Source organism: Streptococcus oralis (genome assembly GCF_003942875.1).
Classification (GTDB): Bacteria; Bacillota; Bacilli; order Lactobacillales; family Streptococcaceae; genus Streptococcus; species Streptococcus oralis_BX.
Map to the genome: position 1 here is coordinate 152,161 of NZ_RMVK01000004.1, position 14,013 is coordinate 166,173.

At 40.5% G+C, this 14,013-nt stretch carries 18 protein-coding genes; 11 read left to right on the forward strand and 7 right to left on the reverse strand.

Features of this window, described 5'->3' with window-relative positions; genetic code table 11:
* Position 1 precedes the first annotated feature (1 nt).
* A complete protein-coding gene (locus D8844_RS05630) occupies positions 2–1,543 on the forward strand; it encodes an ABC-F family ATP-binding cassette domain-containing protein (protein ID WP_125422528.1) in 1,542 nt (513 codons plus the stop codon).
* Positions 1,544–1,585: 42 nt separating this feature from the next.
* Here the strand turns inward: D8844_RS05630 and D8844_RS05635 are convergent, their stop codons facing one another.
* The 3 genes from D8844_RS05635 to D8844_RS05645 all read right to left on the reverse strand — a co-directional run bounded on the left by D8844_RS05635 (position 1,586) and on the right by D8844_RS05645 (position 4,066).
* Positions 1,586–2,881 (reverse strand): hypothetical protein, encoded by a 1,296-nt coding sequence (locus D8844_RS05635; RefSeq protein ID WP_125422530.1) that lies wholly within the window; start codon positions 2,879–2,881, stop codon positions 1,586–1,588.
* 111 nt (positions 2,882–2,992) lie between these two features.
* A complete protein-coding gene (locus tag D8844_RS05640) occupies positions 2,993–3,232 on the reverse strand; it encodes a zinc-ribbon domain-containing protein (RefSeq protein WP_125422532.1) in 240 nt (79 codons plus the stop codon).
* Positions 3,233–3,259: 27 nt separating this feature from the next.
* Complete coding sequence (locus D8844_RS05645) at positions 3,260–4,066, reverse strand: peptidylprolyl isomerase (protein ID WP_049506116.1); 807 nt, start codon at positions 4,064–4,066, stop codon at positions 3,260–3,262.
* 217 nt (positions 4,067–4,283) lie between these two features.
* Between D8844_RS05645 and rpsP the strand changes: the two genes are divergently transcribed.
* The 6 genes from rpsP to D8844_RS05675 all read left to right on the forward strand — a co-directional run bounded on the left by rpsP (position 4,284) and on the right by D8844_RS05675 (position 6,842).
* Positions 4,284–4,556, forward strand: a complete 273-nt coding sequence (rpsP, locus tag D8844_RS05650; protein WP_000268760.1) for a 30S ribosomal protein S16 — start codon at positions 4,284–4,286, stop codon at positions 4,554–4,556.
* 19 nt (positions 4,557–4,575) lie between these two features.
* Positions 4,576–4,815: an RNA-binding protein KphA gene (gene kphA / locus D8844_RS05655; protein ID WP_000379615.1), complete on the forward strand. Its 240-nt coding sequence runs from the start codon at positions 4,576–4,578 to the stop codon at positions 4,813–4,815.
* A gap of 41 nt (positions 4,816–4,856) precedes the next feature.
* Positions 4,857–5,189, forward strand: a complete 333-nt coding sequence (locus D8844_RS05660; RefSeq protein ID WP_125422534.1) for a MazG nucleotide pyrophosphohydrolase domain-containing protein — start codon at positions 4,857–4,859, stop codon at positions 5,187–5,189.
* Between the two features lie 75 nt (positions 5,190–5,264).
* Positions 5,265–5,783 (forward strand): ribosome maturation factor RimM, encoded by a 519-nt coding sequence (gene rimM / locus D8844_RS05665; protein WP_125422536.1) that lies wholly within the window; start codon positions 5,265–5,267, stop codon positions 5,781–5,783.
* Positions 5,773–6,492 carry a tRNA (guanosine(37)-N1)-methyltransferase TrmD gene (gene trmD / locus D8844_RS05670; RefSeq protein ID WP_002882191.1) on the forward strand — a complete coding sequence of 240 codons (720 nt, stop codon included), beginning with the start codon at positions 5,773–5,775 and terminating at the stop codon, positions 6,490–6,492. The genes rimM and trmD overlap by 11 nt, the downstream gene beginning before the upstream one ends.
* 11 nt (positions 6,493–6,503) lie before the next feature.
* The gene (locus D8844_RS05675; RefSeq protein WP_001196045.1) at positions 6,504–6,842 is read left to right on the forward strand and encodes an ATP cone domain-containing protein; all 339 of its coding nucleotides are present in this window, start codon (positions 6,504–6,506) and stop codon (positions 6,840–6,842) included.
* Positions 6,843–6,869: 27 nt separating this feature from the next.
* On the opposite strand, the gene D8844_RS05680 is transcribed toward D8844_RS05675, so the two are convergent.
* Positions 6,870–7,190 carry a eukaryotic translation initiation factor 4 gamma gene (locus D8844_RS05680; protein ID WP_042902150.1) on the reverse strand — a complete coding sequence of 107 codons (321 nt, stop codon included), beginning with the start codon at positions 7,188–7,190 and terminating at the stop codon, positions 6,870–6,872.
* 103 nt (positions 7,191–7,293) lie between these two features.
* Between D8844_RS05680 and D8844_RS05685 the strand changes: the two genes are divergently transcribed.
* Entirely contained in the window at positions 7,294–7,512 is a 219-nt protein-coding gene (locus tag D8844_RS05685) for a YdbC family protein (RefSeq protein ID WP_000807419.1), read from the forward strand.
* A 33-nt stretch (positions 7,513–7,545) separates the two neighbouring features.
* Here D8844_RS05685 and D8844_RS05690 read toward each other — a convergent pair whose 3' ends face one another.
* The 3 genes from D8844_RS05690 to gor all read right to left on the reverse strand — a co-directional run bounded on the left by D8844_RS05690 (position 7,546) and on the right by gor (position 10,521).
* On the reverse strand, positions 7,546–8,103 hold the full coding sequence (locus tag D8844_RS05690; RefSeq protein WP_001107632.1) for a TetR/AcrR family transcriptional regulator: 558 nt from the start codon (positions 8,101–8,103) through the stop codon (positions 7,546–7,548).
* A 391-nt stretch (positions 8,104–8,494) separates the two neighbouring features.
* A complete protein-coding gene (locus tag D8844_RS05695; RefSeq protein ID WP_125422539.1) occupies positions 8,495–9,031 on the reverse strand; it encodes a biotin transporter BioY in 537 nt (178 codons plus the stop codon).
* 143 nt (positions 9,032–9,174) lie between these two features.
* A complete protein-coding gene (gene gor / locus D8844_RS05700; RefSeq protein ID WP_125422542.1) occupies positions 9,175–10,521 on the reverse strand; it encodes a glutathione-disulfide reductase in 1,347 nt (448 codons plus the stop codon).
* A gap of 266 nt (positions 10,522–10,787) precedes the next feature.
* Between gor and D8844_RS05705 the strand changes: the two genes are divergently transcribed.
* Genes D8844_RS05705 through D8844_RS05715 form a run of 3 tightly spaced genes read left to right on the forward strand, consistent with a single transcriptional unit; the run spans position 10,788 to position 13,917 of the window.
* Positions 10,788–11,972 (forward strand): efflux RND transporter periplasmic adaptor subunit, encoded by a 1,185-nt coding sequence (locus D8844_RS05705; RefSeq protein ID WP_125422545.1) that lies wholly within the window; start codon positions 10,788–10,790, stop codon positions 11,970–11,972.
* Complete coding sequence (locus D8844_RS05710) at positions 11,956–12,657, forward strand: ABC transporter ATP-binding protein (protein ID WP_000733788.1); 702 nt, start codon at positions 11,956–11,958, stop codon at positions 12,655–12,657. The genes D8844_RS05705 and D8844_RS05710 overlap by 17 nt, the downstream gene beginning before the upstream one ends.
* On the forward strand, positions 12,658–13,917 hold the full coding sequence (locus D8844_RS05715) for an ABC transporter permease (protein ID WP_125328395.1): 1,260 nt from the start codon (positions 12,658–12,660) through the stop codon (positions 13,915–13,917).
* Positions 13,918–14,013: the final 96 nt, after the last annotated feature.

Genomic DNA, 14,013 nt, shown 5'->3' on the forward strand with positions numbered 1-14,013 from the left:
AATGAGTATTTTAGAAGTTAAAAATTTGAGTCACGGTTTTGGTGACCGTGCAATTTTTGAAGATGTCTCCTTCCGTCTCCTCAAGGGAGAACACATCGGTCTTGTCGGTGCCAACGGTGAAGGAAAATCAACCTTTATGAGTATCGTGACTGGTAAAATGCTACCAGATGAAGGGAAGGTGGAATGGTCTAAATATGTGACTGCTGGCTATCTAGACCAGCACGCTGTACTAAAAGAAGGCCAAACTGTACGTGATGTTTTGCGTACAGCCTTTGATGAGCTTTTTAAAGCAGAAACTCGTATCAATGACCTCTACATGGAAATGGCAGAAGAAGGAGCAGATATCGACGCGCTGATGGAAGAAGTCGGGGAGCTCCAAGATCGTTTGGAGAGTCGTGATTTTTATACTTTAGATGCCAAGATTGATGAGGTAGCGCGTGCCCTCGGTGTCATGGACTATGGTATGGATACAGACGTAACAGCCTTGTCAGGTGGACAAAGAACAAAGGTACTTTTAGCTAAACTCCTCCTTGAAAAGCCAGATATCTTGCTCTTGGACGAGCCAACCAACTACTTGGATGCTGAACATATTGACTGGCTCAAGCGTTATCTCCAAAACTATGAGAATGCTTTTGTCCTTATTTCACATGATATTCCTTTCCTCAACGACGTGATCAATATTGTCTACCATGTGGAGAATCAACAATTGACTCGCTATTCTGGAGACTACTACCAGTTCCAAGAAGTCTATGCTATGAAGAAATCTCAGCTGGAGGCAGCCTACGAACGTCAGCAGAAAGAGATTGCTGACCTTAAGGACTTTGTTGCGCGAAATAAAGCGCGAGTTGCAACACGAAACATGGCCATGTCCCGTCAAAAGAAATTGGATAAGATGGACATTATCGAACTTCAAAGCGAGAAGCCAAAACCATCCTTTGATTTCAAACCAGCTCGTACGCCTGGGCGCTTTATCTTCCAAGCCAAGGACTTGCAGATTGGTTATGACCGTCCACTTACCAAACCCTTAAACCTCACATTTGAACGCAATCAAAAGGTTGCCATTATCGGGGCAAATGGTATTGGGAAAACAACCCTCTTGAAGTCTCTCTTGGGAATTATTCCACCAATCGCTGGAGAAGTTGAACGTGGTGACTATCTTGAACTTGGTTACTTTGAACAAGAAGTAGAAGGTGGTAATCGCCAAACACCGCTTGAAGCTGTATGGAATGCCTTTCCTGCACTCAATCAGGCAGAAGTTCGTGCAGCCCTTGCTCGTTGTGGTTTGACGACTAAGCACATCGAAAGTCAGATTCAGGTCTTATCAGGTGGGGAACAGGCCAAGGTGCGTTTCTGTCTCTTGATGAATCGTGAAAACAACGTCTTAGTGCTGGACGAGCCAACCAACCATTTGGATGTGGATGCCAAGGATGAACTCAAACGCGCTCTCAAAGAATACAAGGGATCTATCCTTATGGTTTGCCACGAACCAGACTTCTATGAAGGCTGGATGGACCAAATCTGGGATTTTAATGAGCTAACATAAATAGTTATAAAAAAGCCAAGTCGATGAGACTTGGATTTTTGACTAATTTAGTTGCTTAAGACTATCTTTTTCCAAGTAACTCTTACCATTTTCAACAACCATAGTGATGGTGACGTCGGTATATTTACCGTCAGATAAAGTGCTAAAAGTGAATTTATAGATACCATCTGATAGAGTTCCGACTGGAAGTGATGTTAATTTATCTTTTAAGTAGTCTACACGATTATCATTTTTATAATTTTGTCTATCCTCGATTATACTGAAATTTAAGTACTTGAAAGAAATAATTAGAGATTTATTGTTGATATGTTTGTTAATATCGATATTGTAAAATCCTGCAATATCTGTATCTCTATTTTCTCTATTTTTTACAGCCTCTTTAATAAGAATACTATCAAATTTTCTTTTGTCAGCTGGTGTAATCTCGACAGAATTATTCTCTAGTAATTTGAAACCAACTGCCTCATTAAGTTTAGTCACTATATCATCTTTTAGTTTTAGATCTCTTATTCTTTCTTCGTAGACCTTTAAGACAAATTCAAATTGTTCAAGTGTAACTTTATCAAATAACTCCCTTTCCGCATCGTTTTCAAGATAGGAACGAATTTCTTCCTTGGCCTTTTCATCTAATGTTGTCACGTGTGTTCCATTATGAACATCAGAAACATAAATATAATCGATAAAATTTTCTCCGTTCGATAAAGTCTCTTTATAAAATAAAGTAGTAAGAGTTCCGTTATAAGGCTCATTTAAATGTTCTTTCTTATATACTTCGACTTTTCCTTTTAAGCCAAAGTCTTTAAAGTCTTGTACATATTGAACAGTCGAGCCCCATAACGAAACTTTGCTATTGTTGACTAACAATAAATTACATAACAAAAAGACTATAGTTCCAAAAACAAAACTTGATTTGTTAGAAGACTTGTTATCTTGATTGAGCTTCGTTTTTTGAAAGTTTCCAATAAAGAAGATAATAGAGTATAGGAGACTAACGGTAAACAACATTAGGTAATTATAAATATAATTGATTGACCACAAACTTAGATATACTATATTTGATAATTGTAAGCAGACTCCTATAGTCGCTAGAATTACTTGTATATTACTAGTCTTTTGGACTAGCTGATTATCTTTAAAGCTTGATTTTAATTTCAGAGGATCTCTGAAGGCAAAAAAATTACCTAAAAGGATTAAAGCTATTGCTAAAAAGAATACAGGCGGTAGAATGACAATAGCATAACCTGATGAATAGAAGGGAGCAAAAAAAACGAGATTATAGAGTAAATATCCTAATAAGACCAAGCAAAGTCGTATCAAGCTTATTTTATATGGTTTCATAGGAGAACCTCTTTATTACTGTTAACTGTATTATATCATAACTGGAGAAGAAAATAGAGCGCTTATATGGAAAGATCAATTAAAAAAGATAGGCCCTATGACCTATCTTTTTTAATAGTTTAGATAGCTTTCAACTTCAGATTTCTCAATTTCTTTACCGTAGTGGCAAATCGGACAAGAAACGAAGTAACTTTTACCATAAGGAAAAAGTGGAATCCAGTAAAGGGTGAACTTGCGTCCAGTTTCTACAATTTCCCAATTGTCGACATTGTTACAGTGACCACATTCGATCGCAGTTTGCGTATGTCCCAAATCTTTCTGATAACCTTTAGAACCCCAAAATAAAATCATGTCATCGTCTCCTTATCTGTTGATGGCTTATTTTTTGCTGAAGTCGTAGTCCTTGACCACTTCGATACTGTCAATGGTGATAGCAGACGTTGGTTTATCTTTCTCATCTTTTTCAGCCTTGGCAATCTTGTCGACAATATCCATGCCATCGATGACTTGACCAAAGACAGGGTGTTTGCCGTCTAGACTTGGATTTCCACCCTCTTTATAGGCTTCGATGATTTTCTTTGGATACTTGCTTGTAGGGAGTTTAGCAGAAATATCTGTTGAATTTTGGTTGATGAAGAATTGGCTACCGTTGGTGTTTGGTTGACCAGTATTAGCCATAGCAAGGGCTCCTCGGATATTGTATAGGTAAGGAGAGATTTCATTTTTGAAACCAGTTCCCTTGTCCTTTGTTTTATCCTTATCATGCCAGATAGATTGGCCCCCTGTACCATCTCCCTTAGGATCTCCAGTTTGGACCATAAAGCCATCAATGACACGGTGGAAGGTGATGCCGTTATAATAGCCTTCCTTAGCGTGAGTGAGGAAGTTTTCAACTGCTAGTGGTGCTAGTTTTGGAAAGAGTTTGATGCGGATATCGCCTTGATTTGTGTGTAAAATGACCTCAGCTTCGTCTTCAGCAACTTCCTTAGAAAGTTGAGGGAAGTTGGCATTGTCATTGGTCAATGCGTCATTCAAATCTTTGGCAGCCTGAGCAGCTGCTTTTGAGCTTTCTTCAGCTGAGATGCTGGAGTCGACATATTCATCACCACGGAGACCACGTTGGATACTAGTACATCCAGCAAGGGCTACCGTTGATAGTAAAAGAAGGGTTGCTAGTTTTTTCATTGTTAACCTCTCAAAAATTCATTTCTACCATTGTACCTTAAAAGGAGTTTGATTTCAAATGTAAAAGATTTTACTAAAAATTTCTAGTAGTAAAAAAAATTAAAACTCTGTCAAGTTTTTTTCTTGACACCTGTCAAAAATCTGCTATAATAGAACATGTGCTAAATAGCTCAGCTATTTCACCGAAATAAAAAAATAAGAAAAGAGACATTAAAAAATGGCAGTTAAAATCCGTTTGACTCGTATGGGTTCTAAGAAAAAACCTTTCTACCGTATCAACGTAGCAGACTCACGTTCACCACGTGACGGACGTTTCATCGAAACAGTTGGGACTTACAACCCACTTGTTGCTGAAAACCAAGTAACTTTGAAAGAAGACCGCGTTCTTGCATGGTTGGCTGATGGAGCTCAACCTTCAGATACAGTTCGCAACATCCTTTCAAAAGAAGGCGTATTGAAAAAATTCCACGATTCTAAATTCTCAAAATAAGTTTAAAGTAGGTTGACAGATGGATACGATTGAAAATCTCATTATTGCGATTGTGAAACCTTTGATTTCACACCCTGATGCCTTAACTATCAAGATCGAAGACACGCCAGAGTTTTTGGAGTATCACTTGGATCTTGACCAAAGCGATGTCGGTCGTGTTATCGGTCGTAAGGGTCGCACTATCTCAGCGATAAGAACGATTGTCTACTCTGTCCCAACTGAAGACAAGAAAGTAAGAATCGTTATCGATGAAAAATAAAGAAAGCGGGACAGATGTCTCGCTTTTTTGTGGAGGAGAAGATGAAGGATTTAACCTTTAGACAATTACAAGCTTACTTACTCGAACATTATCAGCAATCTCGAACCGAGGAAGGCCTCTTTATCAAGTTAGTGGAGGAAGTGGGAGAAGTAGCCGAGGTCTTGAATGGGCGCTCTGGTCGAAAAGAGGGCATTCAGGACTCAAACGAGGAACTTGCCAAAGAACTAGCTGATATTATTCACTATACGGTTGCAATCGCGGCCATTAACGATATTGACCTAACCAAAACCATTTTTGACAAAGATAAGAAGGCTGCCATTAAGTACCAACATGAACGAGATTTGGAAGGATTTTTGAAGAGAAAGGAGAGTTGATGTCCTCTTTCTCCAACTTGTGAAAATCCCTGGAACGTGATAAAATAAAGGATAGAAATAGATACAGGAGACAAGATGAACTACTTTAATGTTGGAAAAATCGTCAATACGCAGGGTCTACAGGGTGAGATGCGAGTCTTGTCTGTGACGGATTTTGCTGAAGAACGGTTTAAAAAAGGGGCAGAGCTAGCTTTATTTGATGAAAAAGACCAGTTTGTCCAAACAGTGACCATAGCCAGCCACCGTAAACATAAGAATTTTGACATTATCAAATTCAAAGACATGTACCATATCAATGCGATTGAAAAGTACAAGGGTTATAGCCTCAAGGTCGCTGAGGAAGATTTGAACGATTTAGATGATGGTGAATTCTATTATCACGAGATTATCGGTTTGGATGTTTACGAGGGTGACAACTTGATTGGAACTATTAAGGAAATCCTACAACCAGGTGCCAATGATGTCTGGGTGGTCAAGCGAAAAGGCAAGCGTGATTTGCTTTTACCTTACATTCCGCCAGTAGTTCTCAATGTTGATATTCCAAACAAGCGGGTTGATGTGGACATCTTAGAAGGGTTAGATGATGAAGATTGATATTTTAACCCTCTTTCCGGAGATGTTTTCTCCGCTGGAACACTCGATTGTTGGGAAGGCTCGAGAAAAAGGGCTCTTGGATATCCAGTATCATAATTTCAGAGAATATGCTGAAAAGGCCCGTCATGTTGACGATGAACCTTACGGAGGCGGTCAGGGGATGTTGCTAAGGGCTCAACCCATTTTCGATGCCTTTGATGCTATTGAAAAGAAAAATCCCCGTGTCATTCTTCTTGATCCTGCTGGAAAACAGTTCGATCAAGCTTACGCTGAGGATTTGGCTCAGGAAGAGGAACTGATCTTTATCTGTGGTCACTATGAAGGGTATGACGAGCGCATCAAAACCTTGGTAACCGATGAAATTTCCCTAGGAGACTATGTTTTGACTGGTGGTGAGCTGGCAGCTATGACCATGATCGATGCGACTGTTCGCCTAATTCCTGAAGTGATTGGTAAGGAGTCCAGTCACCAGGATGATAGCTTTTCTTCAGGTCTTCTCGAATATCCTCAGTATACACGCCCTTATGACTATCGTGGCATGGTGGTTCCAGATGTGCTCATGAGTGGGCACCATGAAAAGATTCGCCAGTGGCGACTGTATGAGAGTCTAAAGAAAACCTACGAGCGCAGACCTGACCTGCTAGAAAACTATCAACTGACAGCCGAAGAAGAAAAGATGCTGGCTGAAATCAAAGAAAACAAAGAATAAAGGAGAACCTTATGCAAGTAATCAAACGTAATGGAGAAATTGCTGAATTTGATCCAGATAAAATTTACCAAGCTGTCCTAAAAGCAGCTCAAACAGTTTATGTTTTGACCGATGACCTGCGTCAAAACCTAGCGCAAGTTACTAAAAAAGTCGTTTTGGACTTGGAAGAAGCAAAAGTAGAACGTGCTACTATCAGCATGATCCAATCAATGGTTGAGCACCGCTTACTTGGAGCTGGTTACATCACAATTGCAGAACACTATATCTCTTATCGTTTGCAACGCGATTTGGAGAGAAGTGGTTATGGCGACCATATCGCCGTTCATCTTCATTTTGAACAAATCCGTTAAGAAAAAGAGTGGGATGCAAAGAACATCTCACTCTTTCTTAAATAGGCTTTTCTGAGCTTTTTGTACAGTTGAGGGAACAAAACGAAGTCGTTTAATATCACTGATACGAATGATTCGAGTTACGTTTTTTGAAAAATTTTTGACGATAATTTGTTGGCGATTAGCATCGTGTTTGACAATATCACCCGTAAAACTTGTCTCGGCAAGTATGACATGAATAGCCGTCTTTTTCTGGATGGCTTGTTCAATCATAGCAGTGAGGGAGTTGTCCTCAATTTGAGGATGATCATCATTCCCATTGAGAAAACCATGTAGTTTATCTAGAACTAGTTTGAATGTCTGTCTCATAGAATCCTCCCTTCTTACATATCCACATTATATAAAATTTTCCTAAAAACCACAAGATTTTTACGAATAGACTATAGAAAGCATATCACATAAAGGAGTTAAAATGGCAGAATTTACATTTGAAATCGAAGAACACTTGCTCACCTTGTCTGAAAATGACAAAGGATGGACAAAAGAACTAAATCGCGTTAGCTTTAATGGAGCACCAGCAAAGTTTGATATTCGTTCTTGGAGTCCTGACCATACCAAAATGGGCAAAGGAATCACGCTTTCCAATGAAGAATTTCAGGTAATGGTCGATGCCTTTAAAGGGGGACAATAAAAAGAATCTTGAGTGCAACTCAAGATTCTTTTTTTAGGACACAATATAGTCACAGAGAGAAGTCTTAGACAATTGAATGAAAGTCTCTCTATACTCTTCAGGTGGAATTGGATTATCTTTACGAATCCAGACTTCAATGAAAGAGATTGCCATGGTCGTAATGATATAAGCGATGTCCTCTTTATTAAAATTATATTTCAGTTGGTAATTGACATTCTTTAGTACCCACTCTGAGTATATTCCACGCAGAAATTCCTTCCAACATGGGTCGACTTGTGTGGTATACAAGGTGCTAATAACTTCCCTTTTTTCGTATATGAGAGGAAGTATATGGTCTGCTAAAAAGCTGATAGGATCTCCATCATTGCTAGGGCAGTACTTATTAAAGACGTTAAAAATGTGCTGATTGGTCTCTTCGTGAATGTATTCGATAATATCTTCAAAGTTGTTAAAATGCTTTTGATAAATCGCTTGTCGTGAAATACCAGCTTCAGCAGCAATTTCAGTCATTGTAAAGGAACTACGCTGAGGATTTTTCTTAGCTAGTGTGATGAGAGCTCTAATGATTAGCTCACGAGTATTCTTTGCCATAGAATTACCTTTCTACTTATAATTATTTACAGTTATTTTTGAATGAAGAAAAATCAGAATGTTCAAGTTAATATAAACAATCAATGAACATTAAATTTTCTGAATCTTTTAGGTAGCTCTATTGTATCACAAATAATTTATAAAATATAGCTCAATCATTGAAAATGCGTTTTCTGAAAAGTATACAATTGCTAAGCATCCAAAATCAATGGAAGCTTATTTGGTTTGAATCAATTAGAATACTTTTCTACTTTGCATATTGTGAATAGCTATAATTTGAAGAATAAAACGATTAATATTCATACTGGTATAAGAATAGTCAAGTAGCTAAATAGTGTACAGTTGATTCTTAGAAAGGAAATAGTCCAGAACATTTGTTCTGGACTATTTTTTATCTTGAAAAATAAGTAAGGCTTTTCAATCGCTCGAGTAGGGGACGACTAATGAAACTAATGGCAATAATCTTACCAAGATCAGGGAGGATAAAGGGAAGGACACCGACAGCTAGTGCCTTATCGAATGGCATCCCGGCAAGGAAGTGGAGGCTGAGAATACCTCCGACAAAGACGAGTGAATCACCCAGGAGGTTGGCTAGGAAAATGCGGATATAGCCACTATTTTGATGGATGAGATAAGATGTAAGTCCAGCATAGACAAGGTCGAACCAAAGATAACCTGCACTTGGGCCGACTAAAACGTGAAATCCAGCTCCTCCCCCTGCAAAAACAGGTAAACCAATGGCACCCAGCAAGAGATAGAGAGCTACAGATAGAACAGCTTCTCTGGGTCTAAAAACAGTAGCAATCAGACCGATCGCAAAGTTTTGCAGAGTGAAGGGGACAGGACCGATAGGGAGACTGATTTGTGCCAATACAGCGATGAGAGCAGCGCCGATAGCAGGAATGGCATAGATATGAGCTTTTTTCAAAACTGTTAACCTCTTTTCAAAATTATAGTAACTATTATACTAATTTAGAAAGAAAAGTCAACCAGTTTCTAAATTAAAGGTAACAATTTTGTAACGGCCGATTTTGCAAGTAAAAAGAGACCTCAAGAGGTCTCTTGCGATAATTAGCGCATGGTCACAAATTCTTCTGAAGCGGTTGGGTGGATAGCTACTGTAGCATCAAAGTCCGCCTTGGTTGCCCCCATCTTAATAGCAACAGCGAATCCTTGAATCATCTCATCCACTCCGTAACCAAGTCCGTGAAGTCCAACAACTTTTTCATCAGCACCTGCGGTGATGAGTTTGAAGCGAGACTCTTGACGATGGTTTGTAACGGCTGAGTACATAGATGCAAAGCTTGACTTGTAGACTTTGATGTTATCTTGGCCGTATTCTTTGATAGCTTGATCTTCAGTTAAACCGACTGTTCCGATTGCTGGGTGGGAGAAGACAACAGTAGGGATAGTCGTGTAGTCCATCTTAGCATTTGTTTTCCCGTTGAAGATGCGTTCAGATAGGGTGCGTCCTGCCTTGATGGCTACTGGGGTCAGTTCCTTCTCACCAGTAACGTCTCCAAGGGCGTAGATGCCATCTACAACTGTATTTTGATACTCATCCACTTGGATAAATCCACGTTGGTTGAGTGTGACGCCAGCCTTTTCTAACTCCAGACCGTCTACATTTGGACGGCGACCGGTAGCCCAGATAACTTGTCTTGCAGTGTGACTAGAACCGTCTTCAAAATGAATCGTAATACCTTGCTCCGTTTCTTCGAGCTTGACGGGTACCTTATGTGTGTGCAAAGGTAGACCTGTTTTTTCCATTTCATTGACAAGTCCTTCAACGATGTAACTGTCAAAACCACGCAAGGGACGATCGCGACGGACAAACAAATCCGTTTTTACTCCTAGTGCGTGGAGAACACCTGCTAATTCAACGGCGATATAACCAGCTCCAAGAATCGCAACGGAGTCAGGAAGCTGCTCCCAGGCAAAGACATCGTCTGAGCTACCACCGAGTTCAGCTCCAGGAATAGTTGGGATGCTTGGACGAGCGCCAGTCGCAATCACGATATGCTTGGCACGAATCAATTCACCATTGACGCTGACCGTATGAGCATCAACGAAATGAGCACGACCTTCAATCAAATCAACACCGTTGCGCTTGAAACTTCCATCATAAGACGAGCGAGCACGGTCGATGTAGGCTTCACGGTTTTGACGAAGTTTAGCAAAATCAAATTGAACATCTGAACTTGTAAAACCATATTCAGGGCCGTAGTGGTGGAAGCTTTCAGCGATTTGAGCTCCATACCACATGATTTTCTTAGGAACACAGCCGACATTGACGCAGGTTCCACCTAATTTTTTCTCCTCGATAACAGCTGCTTTAGCACCGTGTTCGCCAGCGCGGTTCATAGTGGCAATGCCACCGCTCCCTCCACCGATGGCGATGATATCATATTCTCTCATAGAAAACTCCTTATAGCTTTGATAGTCATATTCTATCGTTTTTATTTTTTGAATGCAAAAATCTGCTACGATAAAAAAATTATAAAAACGCTTGCCAAATTCAAAAAGATATTGTATTATATATCTAGCACAATAATCCAATAAACGAATACCGAACGAAATAATGATCCTGAATTGTCATTGTTTCCATCTGAACTGTCATTGTTTGGTCTCGGTATTTCTGATATAATGGTTTTTGTAAGGCAAAAGAATAAAGGAGCTTAAAAATGAAAAGAAATAAGAAGGCAAAAAAATGGCAATTATACACAGCGATTGGTGTTGCCAGTGCTATTGTTATCGGTGCTGCGGGGATTTTGATTTTTAGACAACCTTCCCAGTCAGCAGTCAAGGAGGAAACCTCTCATATCGTTACTGCTAAGGAAGGTTCTGTTGCTTCATCGGTTCTCCTGTCAGGTACGGTTACAGCAAAAAATGAACAATACGTTTATTTTGATGCTAGTAAGGGAGATTTAGATGAAATTCTCGTTTCGGTCGGGGACAAGGTCGAAGAAGGGCAAGCGTTGGTCAAATACAGCAGTGCAGATGCTCAAGCTGCCTATGATGCAGCCAATCGTGCAGTTGCAAAGGCAGACCGTCATATCGAGGAGTTAAACAAAGCTCGTGAGAATGCATCAGCTACACCAGCTTCTCCACAGGTTCCAACAGAAGCTGGACTCCCAGAACAAGCGCAAGCAGCGACTTCTTCCGTATCTTCTATTGATTCTCAAATCAGTGATGCCAAGGATAATCGTGCAGATGCTGTGGCTCAGCTCAACAAGGCTCAAGCTCAGCTAGATGCTGCAACTGTCCTCAGTACACTAGAAGGGACTGTAGTTGAAGTTAATCGTAATGTTTCCAAATCTCCAACAGGTAATAGCCAAGTGGTAGTACATGTCGTAAGTAATGAAAACTTGCAGGTCAAAGGGGAGTTGTCTGAATACAACCTTGCTAACCTTTCTGTAGGCCAAGAAGTTACCTTTACTTCGAAGGTTTACCAAGATAAAAGCTGGACAGGAAAAATCAGCTATATTTCTGATTATCCTAAAAACAATGGAGAAGCAGCAAATGCAGCCCTTGGAGGAAATACTGGATCTAAGTACCCTTATACTGTTGATGTGACTAGCGATATCGGTGAGTTGAAACAAGGCTTCTCTGTCAGTGTGGAAGTCAAAAATAAGAGTAAGGCCATCCTTGTTCCTTTGACAAGTGTCATTACTGAAAATGACAAAAATTATGTCTGGCTTGTAGACGACAAGAAAAAAGCGAAGAAGGTAGAAGTTACATTGGGGAATGCCGACGCAGACAACCAAGAAATTACTTCAGGTGTGACAGACGGAGCCAAGGTCATCAGTAATCCAACATCTTCCTTGGAAGAAGGAAAAGAGGTGAAGGCTGATGAAGAAACTAATTAGTCTCAAAAATATCTGTAGGAGTTATCGAAATGGTGACCAAGAACTGCAGGTCCTTAAAAATATCAATCTAGAAGTTCATGAAGGTGAGTTTGTTGCCATTATGGGACCATCTGGTTCTGGTAAGTCTACATTGATGAATACCATCGGAATGTTGGATACACCAACTAGTGGAGAGTACTACCTTGAAGGTCAAGAAGTGGCTGGTCTTGGAGAGAAACAACTGGCCAAGGTTCGTAACCAGCAAATCGGATTTGTCTTTCAGCAGTTCTTTCTCTTGTCTAAGCTCAATGCGCTTCAAAACGTTGAATTGCCCTTGATTTACGCTGGTGTTTCGGCTTCAAAACGTCGGAAATTGGCTGAGGAATTTCTGGAAAAGGTTGAGCTGACGGAGCGCAGTCATCATTTGCCGTCTGAGTTATCAGGTGGTCAAAAGCAACGTGTAGCGATTGCCCGTGCCTTGGTAAATAATCCTTCTATCATCCTAGCTGACGAACCGACAGGAGCTTTGGATACCAAGACGGGAAATCAAATCATGCAGTTGTTGGTGGAGTTAAACAAGGAAGGGAAAACCATTATCATGGTCACGCATGAACCTGAGATTGCTGCCTATGCCAAACGCCAAATTGTCATTCGTGATGGCGTCATCTCGTCTGACAGTGCTCAGGTAGAAAAGGAGGAAAACTAGATGCAGAATCTGAAATTTGCCTTTTCATCCATCATGGCCCACAAGATGCGTTCCTTCCTCACCATGATTGGGATTATCATCGGAGTTTCGTCTGTCGTTGTCATTATGGCTCTGGGGGACTCCATGTCTCGTCAGGTCAATAAAAACATGACCAAATCACAGAAGGATATCCATGTCTTTTTCTCCCCTATCAAAAGCAAGGACGGCTCCTTTACGCAGAAACAATCCGCTTTGACAGTCAGCGGGAAAGAAGAGGATGTTCATGTTGAACCACCAAAACCACTAGAATCCTGGGTCAAGGAAGCTGCCAAACTCAAAGGAGTAGACAGTTACTATGTCACCAACTCGACCAACGTCACCCTATCTTATAAGGATAAGAAGGTTGAACGCGCGACTCTAACAGGCGGAAATAGTACCTACATGAACGCAGTTGAAAATGAAATCGTTGCGGGTAGAAGTCTAAGACCGCAAGACTACAAGGAATTTGCTAGTGTGATTTTGCTGGATGAAGAACTAGCCAAGAGTTTGTTTGATAGTCCAGAAGCTGCGGTTAATCAAATCATCTCTGTTAATGAATTTAGTTACCGTGTGATTGGCGTTTATACCAGCAATGAAGCCAAAACTGCTAAAGCCTTTGGGATTGGTGGTCTTCCAATTACGACCAATATCTCTCTAGCAGCCAATTTTAATACTGATGAAATCTCGAACATCGTCTTTCGTGTCAATGATACTAGTCTAACTCAGACCTTGGGTCCGGAATTGGCTCGAAAACTGACTGAGATTGCAGGTCTTCAACAAGGAGAGTACCAAGTTGCGGATGCAACTGCCGCCTTCCAAGAGGTACAACAACTATTTGGTTTTATGACCACCATTATCAGTGCCATCGCAGGAATCTCTCTCTTTGTCGGGGGAACTGGTGTTATGAATATCATGCTGGTTTCGGTGACAGAACGCACGCGGGAGATTGGTCTGCGGAAAGCTCTCGGAGCTACTCGGGCTAATATCTTGGTACAGTTTTTGATTGAATCCATGATCTTAACCTTGCTAGGTGGTGTCATCGGTCTTGTGATTGCTGCTGGAATGACCATGTTAGCTGGAGTACTGCTTCAAAACATGATTGCAGGTATCGAAGTTGGGGTTTCCCTCCCAATCGCTCTCTTTAGCTTGGCTGTGTCAGCAAGTGTTGGGATGATTTTCGGAGTCTTGCCAGCCAATAAAGCGTCTAAGCTCGATCCAATCGAAGCTCTTCGTTATGAATAAGATATAGAACAGAAAAAACAAGATGGACATTTGTCTGTCTTGTTTTTGTATGGATTTTCCTATCGAAAATCACTAAAAATATGATATAATGAAGTG

Coding starts and splice junctions, on each gene's coding strand:
- D8844_RS05690 (WP_001107632.1), bottom strand. CDS start 8,103: ATGGCAAAGAATACTCGTGAGCTAATCATTAGAGCTCTCATCACACTA.
- D8844_RS05645 (WP_049506116.1), bottom strand. CDS start 4,066: ATGAAAAAACTAGCAACCCTTCTTTTACTATCAACGGTAGCCCTTGCT.
- rpsP (WP_000268760.1), top strand. CDS start 4,284: ATGGCAGTTAAAATCCGTTTGACTCGTATGGGTTCTAAGAAAAAACCT.
- kphA (WP_000379615.1), top strand. CDS start 4,576: ATGGATACGATTGAAAATCTCATTATTGCGATTGTGAAACCTTTGATT.
- D8844_RS05630 (WP_125422528.1), top strand. CDS start 2: ATGAGTATTTTAGAAGTTAAAAATTTGAGTCACGGTTTTGGTGACCGT.
- D8844_RS05680 (WP_042902150.1), bottom strand. CDS start 7,190: ATGAGACAGACATTCAAACTAGTTCTAGATAAACTACATGGTTTTCTC.
- D8844_RS05710 (WP_000733788.1), top strand. CDS start 11,956: ATGAAGAAACTAATTAGTCTCAAAAATATCTGTAGGAGTTATCGAAAT.
- D8844_RS05675 (WP_001196045.1), top strand. CDS start 6,504: ATGCAAGTAATCAAACGTAATGGAGAAATTGCTGAATTTGATCCAGAT.
- D8844_RS05635 (WP_125422530.1), bottom strand. CDS start 2,881: ATGAAACCATATAAAATAAGCTTGATACGACTTTGCTTGGTCTTATTA.
- D8844_RS05660 (WP_125422534.1), top strand. CDS start 4,857: ATGAAGGATTTAACCTTTAGACAATTACAAGCTTACTTACTCGAACAT.
- D8844_RS05705 (WP_125422545.1), top strand. CDS start 10,788: ATGAAAAGAAATAAGAAGGCAAAAAAATGGCAATTATACACAGCGATT.
- gor (WP_125422542.1), bottom strand. CDS start 10,521: ATGAGAGAATATGATATCATCGCCATCGGTGGAGGGAGCGGTGGCATT.
- rimM (WP_125422536.1), top strand. CDS start 5,265: ATGAACTACTTTAATGTTGGAAAAATCGTCAATACGCAGGGTCTACAG.
- D8844_RS05715 (WP_125328395.1), top strand. CDS start 12,658: ATGCAGAATCTGAAATTTGCCTTTTCATCCATCATGGCCCACAAGATG.
- D8844_RS05640 (WP_125422532.1), bottom strand. CDS start 3,232: ATGATTTTATTTTGGGGTTCTAAAGGTTATCAGAAAGATTTGGGACAT.
- D8844_RS05685 (WP_000807419.1), top strand. CDS start 7,294: ATGGCAGAATTTACATTTGAAATCGAAGAACACTTGCTCACCTTGTCT.
- trmD (WP_002882191.1), top strand. CDS start 5,773: ATGAAGATTGATATTTTAACCCTCTTTCCGGAGATGTTTTCTCCGCTG.